This window comes from Burkholderia aenigmatica, assembly GCF_902499175.1.
GTDB lineage: Bacteria > Pseudomonadota > Gammaproteobacteria > Burkholderiales > Burkholderiaceae > Burkholderia > Burkholderia aenigmatica.
This window is the reverse complement of the sequence record NZ_CABVQC010000088.1, coordinates 1-19,470: the sequence shown is the minus strand read 5'-3', so window position 1 is coordinate 19,470 and position 19,470 is coordinate 1. Positions and strand designations below refer to the sequence as shown.

The following is a 19,470-nucleotide window of genomic DNA, read 5'->3' as shown; positions in this document are numbered from 1 at the left end:
TAGATTTGGTTTCCGCTTCCGTTCAAATCACGCGGCCAATGGCGTCGGCCATGGCCTTGGTACCGGCGAGGATCTCGTCAAGGGGCCTGTGATGGTTGCGAATGACATCCCAGCCATCATTGCCATAGGCCAGCGCAATGCTGCCGAAGTAGCTCGATCCGCGATCCTGGTGCAGGCGACGCACGATGAGCATGTCCTCGTTGGTGGTCATGACCGCGCCCATGATCTGCCCCACATCGCGTGAGCCAATCAAGGTCGTTTGCTCTCCGTCGAAAACGCTGATGGCGTAGGCGGGGCCATCCTCGGCCTGGATGGCGAGAACGTCAGTCACGGCGCGGCGAATGATGGTGCGCTCGATGAGTTTGCGGACGTTGATGCCCGAGTCTTCCGTGACGAGGGGAGACGCGAAGAATGCAATATCGTCGTTCTGCTTGAATCGACCGCTGGCAGCTTGCGCGCGCAGATCGGACAGGGTTGCGGCTGCGACCTGGGTTGCCGGCACCAGTGCCACCTCACCTTCGAGACCTGCAAACACCCTCTCGACCAACGGCTCACCAAGCTTGGCCTCGACTTGAGCGCGCAGCTCTTCGGTGAACACCAGCTCTTCGCCTTCGACCTGGAACGTGAAGTAGGTGGAGGTGATCAGGCGAGTAATGCCACCGGCGCCCTTTTGCGCGACTTCGATAGCCAAGTCGATCAGGTCGTTGGTTGCTGCTTCGTTGTCCATCGTCTTCTCCATTCGGTGCCTGTGCGATCAGGCTGTGTTGATTCGATAGCTCAATCGTATACGCACATGTGCGTATTTGCAAGCGACAATTGACCCGGAATTGCATTCATTCGCCATCCTGTAGTGGGGTGGGTCGACTGTGATTAGTAGGCGATCGCGTTGCGCAACGCGCCGGCTTCCATGAAGCCGCCGTGCTTCGCGGTGTAGCGACCGATGCCGGCGTCGAGCTTGACCACCTTCAACTTGCGCATGGTGGCCAAGGCCTTGAAAGCCTCGTCACGAGTGCAGCCAGTGATTTCCTGCACGGTGTCCGCGAAGACTTCTTCCGCGTTCACCAACCGTTGTGCGATCTGCTTGGTCCCTTCCATCTCTCTGCTTTGTCAGTGGGTCGGTTAGGCGAGGTTCGCGCCCCCGTAGCAGGCAGCTTTCTAGTTCGGCGCAACAAGACGATGGGGATTAACTCGCTTTTGGCATGCGTCAGCAAGAGCAATTGCCTCATTCGCCCACAGCGTGCTCCCCTCTTCCTTCGCAGCATTGCGCAGGAAGCCTGCGGCGTCTTGCCATTCGCCAGCGGCGATTGCCTTGAATGCGAGCTGGCAGCGCTTCACTTGAGCATCCGGCGCATCCAGCAGAAGTTCGTATGCGTTTTTCATCGTCATCCCCTTGTCAGTGGCTAGGCGGTTTTCGCTTCCGCGTCAGGCACCACATTGAACCAGCGCAGGCCTTCATTCCATGCATCCATGACTGCGCCGATGGTGGTTACCTCCTTGCCGCGAATCCCTTTGATGCCCGGCCGCAGCTCGGTGTCTCGGGTGATCAGATTGCCGTCGTAATCACGCACGCCGTCACCGTTAGCGCCCGGGTTGAGGATCAACCTGCCGTGATCATCCAAGATGGTTGCGTAGCCAACGCCAGCCAGTTGGAACAGCGCCACCGAGAACGGGGTCGGCTGCACCGCAAACTCGCCGGGCGCAATCAGTTTGCGACCGATCGCTACCCACTTGCCGCCGACTCTCCAGCGGCCGGGTTCGGCCAGTGTCGACGGCAGGAATTGACCGCCTTTGTAGTGGTGACCGTTGATCCCGATTTCACCGCCGACGAATGCATGGGTGCGTGCCATCTTCTTTTCCCCCTTTGGGTCTGTGTGGTTCAGTGGACACCGGGCTTCTTGCGGGCGTGCTGCTCGGCTGCTTGGGCGACGAAGTCGGCCACGGTCGCATCCCCCAAGCCGGAGGCAACCTTTGCCGTCAGGTACTCGCGAAACTGCGGCGTACGCCCATCACCGTAAATCAATCGAACCTCAACATCGGTGTCGCCATCGAACTGACGCGTTACGACGCGCAGGCCGGTGGCGCTCGATTGCAGCAGGTACTCGCAGCAAGTGGCGGGGCGATTGAGGTAGGTGACGCGTTGCGTGGTGGTGCGGCGGACCTGCAGTTGTGCCATCTTTTGGTGCCCGTGCGACCGGGCTTTGTCGATTCGAAGGCTTCATTTTATACGCACATGTGCGTATCCGCAAGCAGCAATTGCCTGGAAAAGCGTCAGTCGAATGCGTCGTTCAAACTGCGCGACTGGTTGGCGTGCTTGTGCTCGCTTTACAGCGCGCCGACCACGGCATACCGCTTACCCTCACGCTTCAATTCGCCTGCAGCTTCCATTTCTGCGAGATACCGGGCCGCTACCCGTTGCGAGGCCTGCACAGCTTTCCAGATGTCGCGCTGCGTCGGCTTGATCTTCCCTTGCAAGATCGCAGCTCGTACCCGAACAAAGCGCGCGCCGTCATGCTGGCCCACACCACAATCTTGCAGCGATGCACGCTTCGCCATGGGCTTAGGCGCCTCATCACTCGCAAGCGCTGGCGCTGCGGCGTGCAGCGTCTTCACTGCGGGAAGGCGTGGTGCAGCGACGGCAGGCATGGTGATTGACGGTACGGGGGGCGATAGGGCTGGTGCAGCGAGAGAGACTGCAATCGGCGCGAGAAAGGCATTTGCATATCGGCCGCCGCCCGCGAGCAGCATCGGAACCTTGGGCGCTGCAGGGGAAACCGCCACCGTGTCCTTGTCGTGAGCGGCCGGCGCAGCTTTCACGCTACGTCGTGCCTGCAGCAGCGCGCCAGAGGCAGCGCACATCATGATGCCCACGCTGGAGATCAGCAAGGCGCGTGCGACGGAATAGGCTACAAGCCCATCTTGACCGAGTATGCCGGTGAGCGTTGGGCGCTGCGCCGCTTGCAGGCCCGACAACTCGGCCGCCTGGTGCGAGATGCTCGCTTCGATGGTTACCGCTTCGCGCAGGCTCTTGGCGCCGTCTGCTCGGACCCATGAATACTGGCTGGCACTCTGCCGCGCGGCATTCGAGCGCAATGCCGCTGCCGACGCGCGCTGTCCGTCGATAGCCGCGCGCAAGTTTTCGATTCGCGTGTGCGACGCCTGAGCATCAGCGGAAGCGGCCTGCGCCAGAGCAACCTGGGTTGCGTAGATTGTGACGCCCTCAAAGGCCAACAGCGCCAGCCCGAACACCATCAACCGGCGACGGAGCGATGCCAGTCGTGCGCGTGGAAGCAACGCGGCCACGGTGAAGGCCAGCACTTCCGCCACAATCATCAGCACGCCTGCCGCGATCAGGGCATCACGCGCCAGCGCATCCGCCTCCAGCTTGAGCAGTCCGATGATGAAGAAGTCGGCAGTCACAGCCGAGGCGGCAAGGCCCACCACGCCAATCAAGATGGCAAGCAGCTTGTAGGCCCAAGCGGGCAGATGCTCGTTTTGTTCCACGGAACCGTGGGGGGGCGAAGGGTATGATTGGGTCAGCATTTCCAAATCTCTCAGATAGGTTTGGGGTGTCAGGCGTTGGTCAGGGCCGCAATCCCTGTCCAACGCCGCCCTTTCTCGGGTTCAAACAACCAGCGGCAACCGGTACTGGTCGCCTGCAGCCGGCCGCATGCGGCGAGCTGCTGCCGACATCCAGTCCGTCATCTCTTTCGTCCGGTGGTCCAACGTGTTGGAGATCCCGGCCTTGCGCGCGTTGATGCGTGCTCCAAAGTCATAGGCCATCGAGTCGGCAGAGGCGATCCACGGCATCATCTTGATTTCGTTCAGCGCCGCGCCCTTCACGCCGAACAAATGGGCCCGCGAGCCGTCGGGAATCTGGCCCTCCAGCCGGTTCAGAATCGCGTAGAGTCCGTGGGATGGGTGCTTCAGCGTCCGCCGGCACACCGAACCAATCCCGATCAGAGCCGGTCGGTCCAGCCAAGGTTGCCAGCGCTCCCAAACACGCATGGTCAATTCCAAGCTCCGCTCGTAATCATTTGCCGACCAGCCCTGCAGGATTGGCACCGGGGGACGAACCATGTTGGCCACGGTGGTCGCTGAGCATTCCTTGGCCAGTTGGTTCTGCCACTCATAGAGGATCCGCAGGCACCCTTCGAGCAGAGTGACGGTGGCATCGATACGGAAGTCAATTTCTGCCTGATTTGCCGCCACCTCGGGCTCACAGCACATATCAGGCGCGCTGTACCAACTCGCGCCACTGATAGCGGCCAATTCCAGGTACTGGGCGTAGGTCCAAGGGAAGACGCCCGCCATACCGGTCTGCTTTCCGCGCGACTGCCACAGCTTCATCGCTGTGAAGCCTGCGCTGTCAAGCGCGAAGTCCGTCTCCACGAGATCGGTCGCCTCCGGGAAACGGAAGGATCGCGTTTCGGGGTGCCAGAAGGCATTGGCGCTGACCATGGCTGGGTAACCCTTGTTGAACGCGTGCAACGCCAGGCGTCCCCCCTTGTGCGGTACGCCTGCACGCATCACCAGTTCGGCGCCCAGTTCGGCGTTTCGTTGGTTGGTGGGCATCCCCTTCTCCCCCAACAATTCGGCAAAGGTTTCAGTGAACTGCCGCTGATCGTGCTTGCTCATGCTGTGTGGTTTGTTCGAGAAGTAATGAGCCTCCATATTATACGCACATGTGCGTATTGTCAATGGCACATTGCCCTAAGATAACTGCTATTATCTAAGGGCAATTTTTCGCGGGCAAAATCGCGTCGCTCGCCCCGTACCAAGCAGAAGACCAATCCAATCAAGAACTTAGGACGAGCAATTCGATGCGCCAGCACTCTTCAGCCATCACCCGCCTCGGGAAACACCACTTCATGCACCTAAAGGCCGTGGCCATGGGCGTCCCCTTTCAAGAGGCCGCCTTGCGCTATCTGGGGATTCACCATGGCCACCAAGGCGTCATCGCGCATCGGACGACCGTGGATGCGGTGCGAGCGCTTGCGCGCCGTCAAGGGGAGCCGGCGTGGCGGCTGATAGGTCTCATGATTCGGGTGGACCTGGAGCAGCCCCAAGCCCCGTCCATCGCCGAGTTCGCCGCGTCACGGGGGCTGGAGGACTGGAGCGAAGAGGATGTCCGGCAGTTCTACCTGGAGGCCTATCCCCAGCAGGCCAAGGTGGCGGGGTCTGGCAAGGCCAAGCGGCGCGAAAGGCTGCGCAGCGCGCAGCTTGAGTTGCTTGAGCGCCTGGAGAAGCTTTCAGTAAAGCCGCCGTCGGCCGTCGACCCTGTGGCTACGTGGTTCGATCTGGCGACCAGCCAGAAGATGGCCAACGCGGGCATGGTCACACTGCTGGATCTGGCCGAGCGCATTGCTGTCGGTGGGCGCTGGTATAGCGCCATGCCAGGCGTAGGCGTCAAGAAGGCACAGCGAATTGAGGCCTTCGTGCGCAACCTGCTTGGCGATCAGATTCCGCCGCAACGGACTTTCGACCTATCCGTCAGCAGTCCGGCCGCTAGATCGCCGGCTGGAAACGAGCCCGTTGCGCTGGTGGCAGCACCAAATCAACTCCCATTTCAGCTCACGTATGAGGCTGGCGCCGACCTCCTCGCAGCGCGAAACGATGCCGAGGCCATTGGCGAATGGATCGAGGCCAAGGCCGGCTCTATGCAGACAGCGCGGGCCTATCGTCGGGAAGCTACGCGGCTTCTGCTTTGGCTTCGTGAGGCGGAGGGTGGGAAGGTATTCGCCGACATGACGGTCAGTGACTGCGCGCGCTACATGGCCTTTCTGTCGAATATCCCGAAGCACTGGCAATCGCGAACACGCGCGCGGCCAGGTGCGGTCGGCTGGGCCCCGTTTCGCGGTGCCAAGCTGAACCACGAGAGTCGCCAATACGCGATCAACGTCTTGGCGTCGTTCTTCACCTGGCTGCAGGCTGCCCAGTACATTCCAGCCAACCCTTGGGTATTGGTGAATCGGAAGCTAGGTGACGATCCCGAAGCGCGCAAACTGGACACCAAGGCGCTCAGCGAGGGCGCCATGGCGGAAATCCTTCGCGTCATCGGCGCGCAGCCCCCCTCCCCTTCGCGCGCCCGAATTCTGTTCATCCTGGAGTTCGTGGAGGCCGTGGGGCTACGGCCGCAGGAGTTGCTTTCGGCGCGGCTCAAAGATTTCAGCCTGGAGCCCGAAGGCTGGGTGATACAGGTCCACGGCAAGGGCGCCAAGAACCGTGTGGCAGCGGTCCCGGGGCAAGCTTTCGCCGCTCTGCAGGCATACCTGCACGAACGCGGCGTTGGTGCCATTGAAACCGCGCCAGGTGATTACCCCTTGCTCGCGAGTGTCAGCGATGCAACGCAGCCAGTTGGATACCAGGCGCTGTACGAGCACGTCAAAGTCTGGTTCAAAAAGGCGGTGGCGGCTTCGGCGCTGCCCGAGCACGAACGACGGAAGCTGGCGGGCGCGTCCACGCATTGGCTACGCCATACTTTCGGCACCCGGGCGGTGGCGAGGAACGTACCCTTGGACGTCGTCCAACAGCAACTCGGCCACGCAAGCATCAAGACCACAATGGACATCTACGGACGCGCCCCGATCCAACGCAGGACGGCCGAACTGGAGAAGGCGTTCCACTCGCCTGAAGTGCCCGGTACGTGAGCTTGGATGGGAGTCGCTGGTGCCCAGCACGTATCTCCCATATTCACTCACGTATCTACGCTGGAATCTCACCTGTTGGCCCATGGACACTCACGCTGAGTCCCACCGTGGCTCACATTGGCTCCCTTGCGTTCTCACACATTGGGCCCGAAATGCTTGGGGCGCCAGGATTCTCGCGGGCGCAAAGGTCTTATAGGTTCTAAAACTCTTAAAGCCCTGAGGCATTCCGACCATCAAGCTTTCGACATTCGGGCCGGTGTACCGCGCTGCGGGTCAACTCCCAACGAGGCTCACGTATTCCACACCCAATCGAAAGCGGGACTCTTTTGCCGCAAAAGAGTCCCTAGGAGGCGCTGAGAAAATTGGCGATGAGCGTCACCAATGCGTCGTGTTGGGACGGCTCCAACGCACCGGCCTCGAACTCCAAGACCGCCTTACCCTTTTGCCCCATCTTCAGCGATGCGGCTACTCGGCCGTTGGCGTGAATTGCGATTGGTTGCTTGTCGTCGTTCCGCGACTGGTTCAGCAGCCGATCAATGACTTCGGCAGCCGTCAGTTTTCCCCGCTCCGCGTGAAGTGCTCGGGCCCGTTCCAGCATGCCGTCTGGATCGCTCTGCAGGGCGTCAGCGAGCGGCTTTGCCCAGCGGACCTGAATCCCCAAGGGCGAAGGAAAGGCCTGCACAACAGCATCGGGCAACTGCGCCAACTTGCAGCATCGGGATGCCTGGGACAGGTTCACGCCCAATTCATCCGATAGACGCCGAATGCTAGGGAACAGCCCTTCACGCAACGCTAGGTTGTACATACGCCCCTGCTCCCAGGCGCTCAGGTTCTCGCGTTGCCGATTCTCCCGATCCATCTCGGCGAACAGCGCCTGATCTTCCATCGCTTCAACCACGATGGCATTCACGGGAAGACCCAGCTCCAGGCACGCTTGGTGTCGACGATGCCCGTAGACAATTTCAAACGGTTCCGTTGCGGCTGCCTCTCCCTGCTGCGGGGGTGTTTTACCGTTAAACACCCTTCGCACTTTTATTGGCTCGACGTTGCCTCCTGCGCTGCGGATCTCTGCCTTGAAGGCATCCCAATCCGCGCCAACGAAGTTCAGCTCGTCTCGGTTTGCCCATCGGCTCCTTCGGATGGATGCTGCGTCCAGCTTGCGCACCAGTTCAGCGTCCTTGAACTCCGCCAGTCGAAGATTCGCAGCGTCCAGATGTTGCTGGGTATCGGAGAGCTTTCGCTCCAGTTCGCCCTTGTCAGCAATGGCGCCCATCACGAGACCTACTCCCGTGTGCCGCCGCCCTTCATTCACTGGCTTTGGTTCCGCTTTCGCTGCTGGCGTCTCGGCGGCTCCGCGCTTTTCAAAAGCGCTCATATCGATCCCGGCGACCATGTCGCCGATCTTGGTTCGTTTGTTACTGCCCATCGCTTGGCCCCACGTTGTCCACTTGCAGGTAGGGGTGTTTAACCGTTAAACACCCATGGCGTCCATCCCGTTACGGCTGGTGCCGCTGCCACGCAGCACGCACCAGGGCTTCAATCTGATCGGTTGCCTGATCATAGGCGCTCGTCGCACGCTTGTAGGTCCGAGGGTCGATCATGGTTTTGGCGGCTTCGTCATAGATTGTGCCGAAGCTCGCGGCGCTGGTCTCGGTCGCTTTCGTCTCAGGGATCTCCACCGACAGCACCTTGCCTTCGTAAGTCTTGTGGATCCAGTCCTTCACCGCCGTCACGGTGTCATCGTTGCCTCGCATCTTCACTTGCGTCATCAGGATCCGCACGAAGTCGAACTCCTTGGTGACGCCACGCTGTTCAACAAGTCCGCCCGCCAGGTCAGAGAACAGTCGCCAGAACTGGGCCGCCGAGGCCACGGCCAAGGCATTCGGGGGCAGGGGCATCAGAATGCCGTCGGACGCCATGATCGCGTTGATCGTCACGTAGGACAGCGAAGGCGGGGTGTCGATCACAATGATGTCGTAGTCCTGACGTGCCTCGTCGAGCGCCATGTTGAGCACGTCCCAGAACTGGAACTTGTCGTCTTTCATCTGCCGAGAAGGAAGGCTAAACTCGGCAGCGAACAAGAGGGGAGCAGCGCTTACGACATCGATACCATGCCAATAGGAGGTGCGGATGGCTGGCGTGATGCTCTGCTCCATTCCGACGCACACGGGAAGAATCGTGTCTTCCTCCTGCACCTCGGTGGCCGGCAAAATGCCAAAGAGCGTGGTGAGGCTCCCTTGAGGATCACAATCCACAACGAGCACGCGATGACCTTTGCACGAGAGCCCCTGGGCCAGCGTCATCGTGGTCGTGGTTTTTCCGACGCCACCCTTGAAGTTGGCAACTGCAATGCATACAGCATCGGCGCCGGCAGGCCTGAGGAATTCCGCTCGGTACTCACGCACCCAGGCGTGAACCTCGGCAAGGCTGAACTCACGCCGGTTTCCGCTCTCGTTGATTTGCCCTTTGGGCAGATGATCGTCTTTGGTGAGCCGGTAGGAGATCGCATTGCGGTCCACATCACACAATGCTGCGAGCTGGGTCGCGTTAAAGCGAGGCGACTCTTTCCTACTGTCCGGCGCAAGCAGCTTACCTCGCACGGCCTCCATCATGAATTCGGCACGGTCGGCCTGTTCCATGATGCTGGCCAGGGATTCAGGCTGCAGAAGAATCTCGTCTAGGATCGCCATCGCAAGTTTGTGGTCTTGGTTGAGGTGATCGCATTTTCCTACAGTTCAGCAAAAAACCACAAGAATTTGGCAAACACTTTTGAAAATTTACCGTTCCATCACTGTGAGCCGTGGTGCAGGTGCGTTTTTGACCTTGGTTTGACTCATTCAACCCGCACTGAGGGTTTTAAAAAGGTACAAAACCCTTCAACCCGTTTACACCCTTTGCGTACGTGAAATTCCATCCAAATCAATAAGATACAGAGCGAAGTGTGAGAGGCTATGGGAGCGTATGTGAGCTGAATTGGGTGTCCACGTGAGTGGAACTGGGACCGAACGTGAGAGCCCATGGGATGGTGCGTGAGTGGATGTGGGGAGCCTCGATGAGCCTTGGTTGACACCCATAACAGCTCACGGATCGGCCGACATGAGCCTCGTGAAGCCTGCGTCGGCACAGGAGCCAGCCGGCGGCCTAGACAATGAAGCGCGTACGGCACGCGATATGTGAGCCCCATTGGGGGTGGTTATGGTGCAACACTGGTCGGATGCGTGAGAGGTGTGGTTTAATCTGACTCACGTATCAAGACGCCGAGTGCGCATGGACCAGATCGAACTACTTCCCCCCGAAGTTCCCTCGCGGCGAGACGAGCGTTTGCGAAAGCACGTGAACGCGATTGCGCTGATGCCGACCAAGGACGGCGGCAAGATCACCGCATTCGGTCGCACGCTATTCAACGTGCTGCTCTTTCGTGCGCAGCAAATGGGTGATATCGCCGAGTATTCCGCGCGCATGCACGAGGTCGTGGCCGACGCTGAGTTCGGCAGCAACAATACAGACCACATCAAGAAGACCTTGAAAACCCTCATGAAGACCGTCGTCGAGTGGCAGAGCCCCACCAGCGGCGAGATTGAGGAGTGGGACGCCTGCGTGATGCTAAGCGGGGCAAACATCAAGAAGAATCGGCGCACAGGTGCTGTCGAGTTGAGATGGCGGTACGACTCGAAGATCAAGGCCCAACTGCTGAACCCGGACCGGTATGCCGGCCTGGTGTTCAAGTCCACCATCCAGCTTTCGTCTCACCCGGCCAAGGCGCTGTACGAGATCTGCGCGCGCTACGTGGACAACCCGGGCCGGAAAACCGCTCGTCAACATTGGCGCTGGTGGCGGCCCGTGCTTTGCGGGCAGCACTTCGACGAACAGAAGGGGGAGTACCGCTATTTCAAGCGGGATGTGCTCCATCCAGCCATCGCCGAAATCAACGCCAACACCGAGTTGGAAGTTGTCCTGCTCCCGGAATTCAAGGAGCGCGACAACAAGACGGTGTCAGACATTCAGTTCGAGGTTCGACTGAAGACTCTGGCCAAACCGGCGCCCGCGCTGAAGAACAAGACGTTGGAGAAAGTTGAGCCAGTTGATCTGAAGTTGATTGGCACGGCGCTGAAGCTCGGTGTGACACAAGAGGAGGCAGAAGATCTCTATCGAGCCCATGGGAGCGAAGCACTGAAGCAGGGCTTGAACGATCTCCAGAAGCGGCTGGCCGTGCCGGAGCAGGTTGCGGGTGCGGTGGAGAGGCCCGGTAAGTATCTGCGCTCGATCATGCGGCCTAAAGCGGACGCCCCGAGTGCGACAACTGCGTCCGAATCAAATTCCCGAGGGCGTAGCGCAAAAGATTTGGAGCGCAACAAGGCTGCGTTGCTGGAGGAATGGTTGCGCCGGAAGAAGGATGAGCTGCGCTCCTTGTTCCAAGAACTGCCAGAGGCCGAGCAATCGGAGCTGCTGGCTCAGTTCCGTGTCTACTCCCAAATTCAACCGCTGCTCAAACGCTTCGAGACGTTTGGTTGGAACCACAAGCAGATTCGCGACATCTTCGCGGCGTTCCTCGGGGAAACCTGGCACGGTTCCGAATGGAATAAGCCGGCACCGGATGACCTGCTGTCCATAGCCTTGGAGAAGGCGCCGCCGGCCGCGTGAAGGGGCGGCATCTTTTGCTGCAAAAGATGCACGCGCGTTTGCGCGATAGCCATTTAATAATGTACCATTCGCTTTCGAATATCCTGTTCATGCTCGATTACCGAATGTGGAGCGCGCTCATCTAGCGACTCCCGCCATTCACTCACTCGGAGAGTCCCCATGGCAAAAGCCACGCAGCCCGCTGAGACCTCGCAGCCGGTCTCGAAATTTATTGTTGTTCATGGAGACAAAGGGGGGGTGGGAAAGTCCATGGTTGCCCAGGCTCTAGCCAATGAGCTGATGTCCTCGGGCGTCAAGGTGGCCATTGTGGAGGCCGACACGCAGAACCCGGATGTGGCGCGCATGTTCAGCAATAACCTGCCGGTCGCGCAGACTAACGTGCGCAGCGAAAACGGCTGGATGGATGTGATGGACTTCGTGATGAAGCACCCGGGCTACACCATCATCATGAACACGCCGGCCGGCATTGGCGAGTACATGAAGTCCGACATGGAGTCGTTCGCCAACTTCCTCAAGGCGCAGGACATGCCGGTGGAAATGGAGCTGTGGTGGGTCATGAACGTCCAGCACGACTCCGTTAACCTGCTCAATGAAGCTTACAAGGTGTACGGCCAGTTTTTCGCGCGGGTGCGCGTGGTCTGCAACCTGCACTACGCGGGCGGCGACAAATCCCCGCTTGGGCCGTTTGTGCTCTGGCATGAGAGCCCGCTGAAAACCCAGATCGAGAAGAAGCAAGGGCTGACGATCTTCTTCCCGGGCCTTCACATTCGCGTCGTGGGCAAGGTGTTGGATCCGCGAAAGATCATGCCGTTTTCGGATGCGGTGGACACGGTGGTGGGCGAAGCGGTCGGCTTGGAGCACAGTGAGCTCTGGAAGCTCCAGCAGTGGTTGCTGGACTGCAAGAAGGCGTTCGAGCCAGCCTTCCCGCGTGTCGAAGCGCTTGCCGAGTAAGCGCGAACGCCATGTCGAGCAAAACGGTCTGGATGGTGTCAGGCAACAAGGGCGGGGTGGGTAAGTCCGTCTTTTGCCTGGCGCTTGCGTCCGCGCTTGAAATGCGCGGCGAGCCGTTTGCTGTGTTCGATGGCGATGGGCGCACTGGGGATGTGTACGGGGTGTTCCGTCGCAAGTGTCCGGCACGCCTTGGGGATTTTCGTGCACTGCGCCCGGAGTCGCACCTGTGCAATCTTGATCTGGAGTATGAGACTCAACTCCAGCAACTACTTGCCGGCAGCCCCCATTTGATCGTCAACACACCAGACGGCGCGGACTCCGTGCTCAAGAAGTGGTTCGACGTGACGCTGAGCCACACAGAGGCCAGCAATCTCAATTTCCGGTTCGTCTACCTCATGTCGGACCGGCCCGATGGCCTGGAAATGCTTCCGCAGTTGGCTGAGAGCTTTCAGTTTCTCTACCCAGTGCGCAATCTTCATTTCGGCCCAGAGCGAGTCTTCTCCGCCTTCAATCAGCAGTACATGGATGGGTTCAAAGTCGTCCTGGACTTGCCTGCCCTGAGGGGTGAGGAAGTTCGGATGCTCTTTGATCTCCACACCTATCCTGCGGAAGCCTTGAATCTCAAGAAGAAGGGGAGCGGCCCATATGCAATTCCAACCCTGTCGCGCGCCCGCCTTCATGCTTGGCAGCGCAACGTGAACGAGATGGTGTGGGACATGGTGGACAACACGGAAATGCCGAACTTGGAGTTTGGCAAATGGTGATGGCAGCAGAGAGCTTGGCTCGCGTCGCATCGCATCACTGGATCCGGCACACGGACCAGCCGATCTTTCACGCCTACCTCAGCATCCGCCCGGGGATGACCTCGTTGTGCGGCGAGGGCAAGGCCTTTCAAAGCGTCCGGGAGATGGACGTGCCTGGCGAGCGCTCGCAGTGCTGCGCGAAATGCTGTGTGGCGCTGTATGGCCCCATCGGCTATCGGCCGCCGCGCAGCGGGGAGGAAACTGAATGAGTCTGATCAGCAACGTCGAAGCTTTGAAGAAGCAGCCGTTGACCGCCGAGGAGGTGGCGATGCTGCAGGAGTTCCAGCGGCAGTTCAACATGGACGACGACGATCCACTCAATGTCGTGCTGGCCATGATGGCTCGCAGCCAGATGATCGTCGAAACGGCCCCCACTCTTTTGCAGCAAAAGGTCGAACAGACTATCGAGCTGCATCGGACGAATCTGCGCGAGCAAGCCGTGCTTTCTGCAAAGGAGCTGATTGCGGACTTGTCGGCGTTGCTGCTGAGCCAACAGAAGGATGTGTCCACGATCTGGCGTCAGCGACTGGGTTGGTTTGGCGCAGGTGCCGGAGCCATGCTGCTGGTTATGTCGGCAGCGGTGTTTGTGGTTCGGATCTGGCACTGACGGAACAACCGACCTTATCCCCGAGTGTTCGACTCAATACCGTTTGCAAGAGGCTTCTCATGTCCAATCAAAATCATCCCTGGGTCCAGGACTATGCCAGCTATGAGGCAGTCCTTTGCAGCACCCATGAAGTCGGCCAATGGGATCAGTCCGCTACGTTGCGGGCATACCAGACCTACGGCTTCGATGATGCAAGCACGCCAGGTAACGACCAAACGTTCCGGCATATCGACACGGGAGTGCTTCTGTTGCACGACGGCGATGTGGTGGCGATTCAGTTCGGCGACGGAAACCTGTCGGCGGCTTTATCGGAACTGTTTCTTGTCCTTTCCGCGCTGGGTTGGAAGGAGGCGGAGGTATATCACCCGTCTGAGACCATGGACGTGCTGCTGAACGACATGGGCAAGGCAATCCCGGGTCACATGGAGTTTGATGTTCGCGCGGCCAAGCAGGTCGCCGACACAGGCCACTTGCCGGAAGCTACTGCACTGGTCGAGCGCGGGAAATCGCTTCTGCAAGGCGTGGCGGTTGGCCATAAGGAGACGCAAGAGTTCAACACGCTTGCGCTCGGTGAACTGGAGTCAATGGCGCCAGACCAGGATGCAGGGGTAGCGGCAGGTGTCGCTTCTCAGAATTTAGGGCAAGGCGCGCAATTCATGCCTGCGGCAGGACCGGTGCATCTGGACGAGGACCCGGTGTTTGGCAATCCGGGAAGCGAGCCGGATCATCCATTGCATGCACCAGCCCCATCGACCGCTGTTCGGGCGCACGGGCAACTGTTTCTTGATGACGTTGAAGGTGACCCGGTGGTTCCGGTGCTACCCACGTCTACCCCGCAACCTTCGGCCGAGCCGGCGTGGAGCGGCAACGGCCATGCTATTGACGGAGTGGCAGATCAAGCCTTGTCTGCAGAGCACGTCTTCGCAGCAGAAGAGACGGCGGATCTCGGCGTCCACCGCGATATGAGCGGGGTTTCGGAGGCGTATGCGGAGTACGTTGAACTGCCCGTCGTCGAAGAGCGAGAGCCGACGCGGCGTGATCCGGAATCGGATCTGGCTCGGCCGGTGCAGGACGTACCTGCAATGGTGTCTCGCCAGGTCGCCGACCAAGCCTTGAACGATCAGTTGCAGGTTCGCAGGGAGGTGAAGGGCGGCAATGGAGCGGTGTCCCTCATTCGAGTCGGCAATTCGGCATTGAGCTTTGACACGCCCGATGCCCCTGTGTCCTTGGCAGATGTCGGTCGAGCCGCAGACCAGATTGGAGCGAAAGAAGTCGTCCATGTTTGGCCGGGCTTGGTCAACCAGGTGGAGCGGTGGGATCTGATTGGCGAAATCGACCTCACCGCGCCTTGGTTCGCAGAGGTGGTGGCGAGCGAACTGCAAGTGCAAAAGCCGATCGAGCGTGTTTGGTTTGCGGCTGCGTTGCTCCAACTGGCGAGGCGGAAGAGTGTCGCGCAACTGCGCGATCTGCTGGTCGAAATGATGGCAGGCGACTGCGCGGAGCCCTGCGGAGCGCTGGCTCAGTCCACAGCTTTCAAACCTGCGGACCACGAGCAATTCGTGCATTCGGTGCTGAGTCGCTTTTCGGCGCTGCTGCTGTCTAACGATGGCGAGTCATTTCTGGATATTCGGTCCGCTGAGCAACTGGCTGGTGCCGAGCCTGTCGAGATGCGCATCTTCAGTGTGCGCTCGATGCTTCTTGCGCCGGAAGCGAAGCTGTATGTCGTCCACGTGGATGCCATTGATGGCCCGTTTGTGGAAATGGTCGTGAACCTGCTCAAGGTGGTGGCTTCTCGTTACGCGATCAGCACGCGCGCTCGCAAGCAGGCTCAGGCGCTGCAGCATGAAGCGGAGCGTCGCGAGACTACGCTGCGCGAGGCCGAGCGCAAGGAAACCTTGGAAACAGTCCAGAAGACAGTGGTGGGCCTGATGGAACAACTCAAAAAGGCTGGTTTTACGCTGCCGACGTAATGCACCATGGATGCCGAGCTGCTGGAGTCGCTTGAGTCTTGCCTGGACGCGGCCCGGGACGTTGACGATAGCTTGCCGAAGCCGCAGGCCTGCGAGGTTGAAAGCAACCCCGCGATCGCGGTAAGGCTTCAGTGGATCGAGCGCCAACTGTCTACCTTGACGTCCAAGCTGAAGGCGATGCAAGAGGACATGGATGCGGGCTTGAGCATGAACGAAATGGGCTTCGCGGATCCGCAGGAGATGCAAGAGCTGCTGAACGACATGGGCATCCAGATTGCGCATTTGAAATCGATGTGCCTTGCACTCGTTAGAAGCCTTGGGCGTGGCATCTAAATTTCCGCATCAGAACGCGACGATGATCGAGCAACGAGCCTGTAGGGGCGGTGAAACGGAGCCGTGTCGGCTGATTGATATGGGGCACGCACAGAAATGCTTGAGCTGCGGCTCACGGGTACGCGACGACCTGGTCGATCACAAGTTTTTCGGCTTTGCAGCAGGCTGTCCGAAAGCGGCAGGCACTTCGTCAGCCAAGTTGGCAGCGCGCAGAAGTGATAGCCAGGCAGAGATGTCGTTCACCGCTCAGTCCGGCACGCTCGCAGAGACGGCGAAGGAACGAGAGCGCGAGCCCGGCTTGTATTCCACGGAACCACAACCTGACGCGCAAGCGTCCCGCAGGGCCGGATGCCTGTCAAACCTGTAGGAGATCCTCACGATGATCAAGTTTTTTGCCAAGAGCGTTCTTTTGGTTGTAGCAGCATCAACCGTGTCGGCTTGCGCGCCGATGATTTCGGGGGCAATGAATGCTTCCGTCAGTGAAGAGTCGCTGAAAGCAAAGACCGCCGACTATCTCGGCGTTCCTGCTGAAGGCGTGGCGATCACGTCCATGGACAAGGGCGCTCTTTCGACGACCTATAAGGCGCAGTATGGCGACAATCGTTACGGCTGCTCCATTTACTACGGTCAGATCGATTGTAAGCAACTCCCGTCCGTTGCTACTCCGAATCGGAACAGCAACGTCACTGGGGCGCAGCCTGTTCAGATGCCTGGCATGTCCTACGCTCAAGCGCAAACCAGACTGAACGAGCTTGGGTTTTCGGTCGGCACTCCCGATGGCGTGCTGGGTAAGAAATCGGTTCAGCAGTTGAAGTTGTTCCAGAAGTCGCGTGGCTTGCAGGAAACCGGCCGACTAGATGCCGCAACTATTGCAGCGTTGCAGTAGTGCGAGCTGTCAGTTGAAGCAAGAGATTGCAGTAGAAAAATCCGTGACCACACCTATGGGGCATTTGGCGTGAAAGCAAAGCTTGTTGTTTCCATCTTTTCGGCGTTGGCTGTGACTTCGGCTTCGGCGGCACTTCAGTGCGGCCCGGAGAATCAGCGAGTTATCGTCAAGCAAGACACGATTGGCGCCGTTAGCGTGGACGCATTTCAACACATCGACTATTTATCTTCCGAATCGCTGGCTGAAGCTGTGTCTGCACAGAAGGCCCGCCGGATTGCCGCCGGAACAATCGCGTGCCAGGTGGGCCGCGACGGCTTCCACATCGGCGCCGCGCATCTTACGGTGCCGGGACAGCCCCTTGAGTATTGGGTGCCGTACCGTGCAGTATCGGTCGCGGAGTAATCGATCGGACAACCCTGAAACCACGAGGCCGCTGTAGCGGCCTTTGTTCCAAGTGGAGGGATGGTCCAAGGCAGCCCAGAATCGATAAGCATCAACACTTCATCACCAGGAAAATCATCGTGAGGAATATCAGTTTCATGCTGACTCAGCAGCAGATTCGGGAGCGTACGAAGACGGTGACGCGCCGTGTCGGCTGGGCGACGCTCAAGGCCGGAGAGCTGCTGCGGGGCGTCGAGAAAGGCATGGGACTGAAGGCTGGAGAAAAGGTCGTGCCGCTCGCGACAATCCGGGTTGTGAGCGCCAGGCCTGAGGTGCTGTCGGCGATGACAGCCGACGTCGAATATGGTGTCGCAGAGTGCGCGAAGGAAGGGTTCGGCGATCACCCTGTGTTGCGGTCGCCGAGCGAGTTTGTGGAGTTCTTTTGCAACTCCCATAGGGGATGTACCCCAGACACCGTTGTCACGCGGATCGAATTCGAATACATGGATTGAGAAGGAAGAGCAACCGTCCTTCGGCGTGCACGCCTCAAGGCTCGCAGGTCGGAAGGGCTGATTTAACCCATCAAGAGAAGGAGCAATTGTGAGCAGCAACTACAAAAAACTGATCGAGCAACAGGCAGCGCTGGAGGCCCAGATCCAGGAGGCGCATGCGCGCGAGTCCGCAGAGGCGATCGCTAAGATCCAGCAACTGATGAGTGACTACAACCTCTCGGTTGACGACATCGCTGGTGTCCAGAAGAAGCGCCGCAAGCTGGGGCCGGTGGAGCCCAAGTACCGCGATCCCAAGACCGGAGCAACCTGGTCCGGGCGCGGGCGTGCGCCGAGGTGGATCGGCGCCAATCGGAATCGATTTCTGATCAAGTAGTCGTCAGCGTGCTAACGAAAGGGTGGGAATGTGTGGCAGGCAATTGAACGCGGTGTAGACGCTGTATTCCGTTGGGTTTTCAGGGGGGCAAGGCGTTATGGATCGCGGGTCGATGCCGTGTTCACCCTGTTGAAATGCGTTGTGCCGGCGACGGCAGTAGACGCCGCATGGCTGGCTCAAGTCCGGATCTCGGCCTTACAGGGCCGACCCGAATGGAAGCTCAGACTGGATGCTTACCTGCAGGGCTTGGAAACAGGGAAGGCCGAGCGTGCGGACGCCATTGCGCTGGTGCGCACTGCTGTCGCTGAATGCGAAGAGCGTTGCGTCCCTAACGTCTATTTGGCGTTGCCATTCCTCTTGGCGGTGGCGGCCTCAGTTCTCGCCTTGGGGAGCGTGGTGATCACGTGGGGGACATCGCTGTATTGGGTGTGGATTCCGCTGGTCTTCCTAGTCGGTGCGCTTGCGGCGGGGCAGATACCTTCTCTTAGTTCCGCATTCAGCTTTCGTCTTGGTCGCATTGGGCGAAGCGTGTGTGTCTGCGCCTACGCAGCCTATGTCGTGGTCGCTGTCCTTAGCGCGTCTTATACGACGAGCTTTCTTATGCAAGGGCTATCGCAAGGCAGATTTAACGAAGCACGGGATCGGCTGAACAATGATCCACAAGGATTCCCGATGCTCCGTAGGTTCGCACGCGAGAACTACGGTGTTGAAGTAGTCCTGGGTGATCGTTTATCTGGCTGGGCCCAAACCGAAATGATGATCCCCGGCGCATCCGTGGCAACGATGTCGTTGGAATCTGGCTATTGCGAGATGAATATGAATCGTCAGCGCGTCATGCGCGAGTTTGGGCCAGTGCAAGCCAATGACCCAACGCTGTGGATTCAGGGCGTCATGATGCACGAGTTTGCTCACTGCTTGGACGCCTACCGAGACATGCCCGGCTTCAATGGGCGGCCACCTTCGACGTTTGCGCTTTCTCCAGCGGATGCCCGCAACGTCACAGACGCGCAGACATATATTGCGGCCACTCGGAAGGGCTCGACCATGCTTTGGCGCGAAGCGCTGGGAGACATCTTTGCGATCGGCTACTGGCGCCTTGCTGCGCCGGCGGGTCAAGCTGACTTGCTTGCAACCAGGTTGCGTGCGAAGAGGGCAGAGGACGCAGGCGGAGACAAAATTCACGCCACCATGTGCTGGATCGACAAAGCGGTGCGCGCCCCGCTTCCAGCGTCGAACAAGGATCTCTTGCGGTGGGCTGACCAGATCCGAGGCTCATCGGCTTGTTCGACGCCCGGACGGTCAGTTGAAACTCCCCCACTTATGGTCGCGCAAATTCCCCCACCCTGTGAAGCAGGACTAAGGGTTA

At 59.4% G+C, this 19,470-nt stretch carries 22 protein-coding genes; 13 read left to right on the top strand and 9 right to left on the bottom strand.

Going from position 1 to position 19,470, the window contains the following annotated elements:
- Nucleotides 1-22: 22 nt before the first annotated feature.
- The 7 genes from BDO18943_RS38225 to BDO18943_RS38195 form a co-directional block, all read right to left on the bottom strand.
- The gene (locus BDO18943_RS38225) at nt 23-727 is read right to left on the bottom strand and encodes a hypothetical protein (RefSeq protein ID WP_175026247.1); all 705 of its coding nucleotides are present in this window, start codon (nt 725-727) and stop codon (nt 23-25) included.
- 143 nt (nt 728-870) lie between these two features.
- Nucleotides 871-1,095, bottom strand: coding sequence for a hypothetical protein (locus BDO18943_RS38220; RefSeq protein ID WP_175026246.1), 225 nt, complete (start codon nt 1,093-1,095; stop codon nt 871-873).
- A 60-nt stretch (nt 1,096-1,155) separates the two neighbouring features.
- Complete coding sequence (locus BDO18943_RS38215) at nt 1,156-1,380, bottom strand: hypothetical protein (protein ID WP_175026245.1); 225 nt, start codon at nt 1,378-1,380, stop codon at nt 1,156-1,158.
- Between the two features lie 20 nt (nt 1,381-1,400).
- Nucleotides 1,401-1,847 (bottom strand): hypothetical protein, encoded by a 447-nt coding sequence (locus BDO18943_RS38210; RefSeq protein ID WP_175026244.1) that lies wholly within the window; start codon nt 1,845-1,847, stop codon nt 1,401-1,403.
- A 29-nt stretch (nt 1,848-1,876) separates the two neighbouring features.
- Entirely contained in the window at nt 1,877-2,173 is a 297-nt protein-coding gene (locus BDO18943_RS38205) for a hypothetical protein (RefSeq protein WP_175026243.1), read from the bottom strand.
- 149 nt (nt 2,174-2,322) lie between these two features.
- Nucleotides 2,323-3,501 carry a hypothetical protein gene (locus tag BDO18943_RS38200; RefSeq protein ID WP_210771967.1) on the bottom strand — a complete coding sequence of 393 codons (1,179 nt, stop codon included), beginning with the start codon at nt 3,499-3,501 and terminating at the stop codon, nt 2,323-2,325.
- Between the two features lie 120 nt (nt 3,502-3,621).
- Entirely contained in the window at nt 3,622-4,635 is a 1,014-nt protein-coding gene (locus tag BDO18943_RS38195; protein WP_235996296.1) for a deazapurine DNA modification protein DpdA family protein, read from the bottom strand.
- Nucleotides 4,636-4,820: 185 nt separating this feature from the next.
- On the opposite strand from BDO18943_RS38195, the gene BDO18943_RS38190 reads away from it, so the two are divergent.
- A complete protein-coding gene (locus tag BDO18943_RS38190) occupies nt 4,821-6,647 on the top strand; it encodes a tyrosine-type recombinase/integrase (RefSeq protein ID WP_175026241.1) in 1,827 nt (608 codons plus the stop codon).
- Nucleotides 6,648-6,990: 343 nt separating this feature from the next.
- On the opposite strand, the gene BDO18943_RS38185 is transcribed toward BDO18943_RS38190, so the two are convergent.
- Entirely contained in the window at nt 6,991-8,073 is a 1,083-nt protein-coding gene (locus BDO18943_RS38185) for a ParB/RepB/Spo0J family partition protein (RefSeq protein WP_175026240.1), read from the bottom strand.
- A 70-nt stretch (nt 8,074-8,143) separates the two neighbouring features.
- Nucleotides 8,144-9,337, bottom strand: a complete 1,194-nt coding sequence (locus BDO18943_RS38180; RefSeq protein ID WP_210771966.1) for a ParA family protein — start codon at nt 9,335-9,337, stop codon at nt 8,144-8,146.
- A 577-nt stretch (nt 9,338-9,914) separates the two neighbouring features.
- Here BDO18943_RS38180 and BDO18943_RS38175 point away from each other — a divergent pair.
- The 12 genes from BDO18943_RS38175 to BDO18943_RS38120 all read left to right on the top strand — a co-directional run.
- Complete coding sequence (locus BDO18943_RS38175; protein ID WP_175026239.1) at nt 9,915-11,288, top strand: replication initiation protein; 1,374 nt, start codon at nt 9,915-9,917, stop codon at nt 11,286-11,288.
- A gap of 159 nt (nt 11,289-11,447) precedes the next feature.
- Nucleotides 11,448-12,239: a P-loop NTPase gene (locus BDO18943_RS38170; protein ID WP_175026238.1), complete on the top strand. Its 792-nt coding sequence runs from the start codon at nt 11,448-11,450 to the stop codon at nt 12,237-12,239.
- Between the two features lie 11 nt (nt 12,240-12,250).
- Nucleotides 12,251-13,003, top strand: a complete 753-nt coding sequence (locus BDO18943_RS38165) for a nucleotide-binding protein (protein ID WP_175026237.1) — start codon at nt 12,251-12,253, stop codon at nt 13,001-13,003.
- Nucleotides 12,997-13,251: a hypothetical protein gene (locus tag BDO18943_RS38160; protein WP_175026236.1), complete on the top strand. Its 255-nt coding sequence runs from the start codon at nt 12,997-12,999 to the stop codon at nt 13,249-13,251. Before BDO18943_RS38165 ends, BDO18943_RS38160 begins: the two co-directional genes overlap by 7 nt.
- Complete coding sequence (locus BDO18943_RS38155) at nt 13,248-13,649, top strand: hypothetical protein (protein WP_175026235.1); 402 nt, start codon at nt 13,248-13,250, stop codon at nt 13,647-13,649. Before BDO18943_RS38160 ends, BDO18943_RS38155 begins: the two co-directional genes overlap by 4 nt.
- A gap of 59 nt (nt 13,650-13,708) precedes the next feature.
- On the top strand, nt 13,709-15,619 hold the full coding sequence (locus BDO18943_RS38150; RefSeq protein WP_175026234.1) for a hypothetical protein: 1,911 nt from the start codon (nt 13,709-13,711) through the stop codon (nt 15,617-15,619).
- 6 nt (nt 15,620-15,625) lie between these two features.
- Nucleotides 15,626-15,952 (top strand): hypothetical protein, encoded by a 327-nt coding sequence (locus tag BDO18943_RS38145; RefSeq protein WP_175026233.1) that lies wholly within the window; start codon nt 15,626-15,628, stop codon nt 15,950-15,952.
- Nucleotides 15,953-16,331: 379 nt separating this feature from the next.
- Nucleotides 16,332-16,838, top strand: a complete 507-nt coding sequence (locus tag BDO18943_RS38140; protein ID WP_175026232.1) for a peptidoglycan-binding domain-containing protein — start codon at nt 16,332-16,334, stop codon at nt 16,836-16,838.
- A gap of 69 nt (nt 16,839-16,907) precedes the next feature.
- Nucleotides 16,908-17,240 carry a hypothetical protein gene (locus BDO18943_RS38135; RefSeq protein WP_175026231.1) on the top strand — a complete coding sequence of 111 codons (333 nt, stop codon included), beginning with the start codon at nt 16,908-16,910 and terminating at the stop codon, nt 17,238-17,240.
- A gap of 137 nt (nt 17,241-17,377) precedes the next feature.
- Complete coding sequence (locus BDO18943_RS38130; protein WP_210771965.1) at nt 17,378-17,731, top strand: ASCH domain-containing protein; 354 nt, start codon at nt 17,378-17,380, stop codon at nt 17,729-17,731.
- 88 nt (nt 17,732-17,819) lie between these two features.
- Nucleotides 17,820-18,104 carry an H-NS histone family protein gene (locus tag BDO18943_RS38125; protein WP_175026229.1) on the top strand — a complete coding sequence of 95 codons (285 nt, stop codon included), beginning with the start codon at nt 17,820-17,822 and terminating at the stop codon, nt 18,102-18,104.
- 117 nt (nt 18,105-18,221) lie between these two features.
- A partial coding sequence (locus BDO18943_RS38120) for a hypothetical protein (protein WP_175026228.1) occupies nt 18,222-19,470 on the top strand: 1,249 nt, incomplete at its 3' end.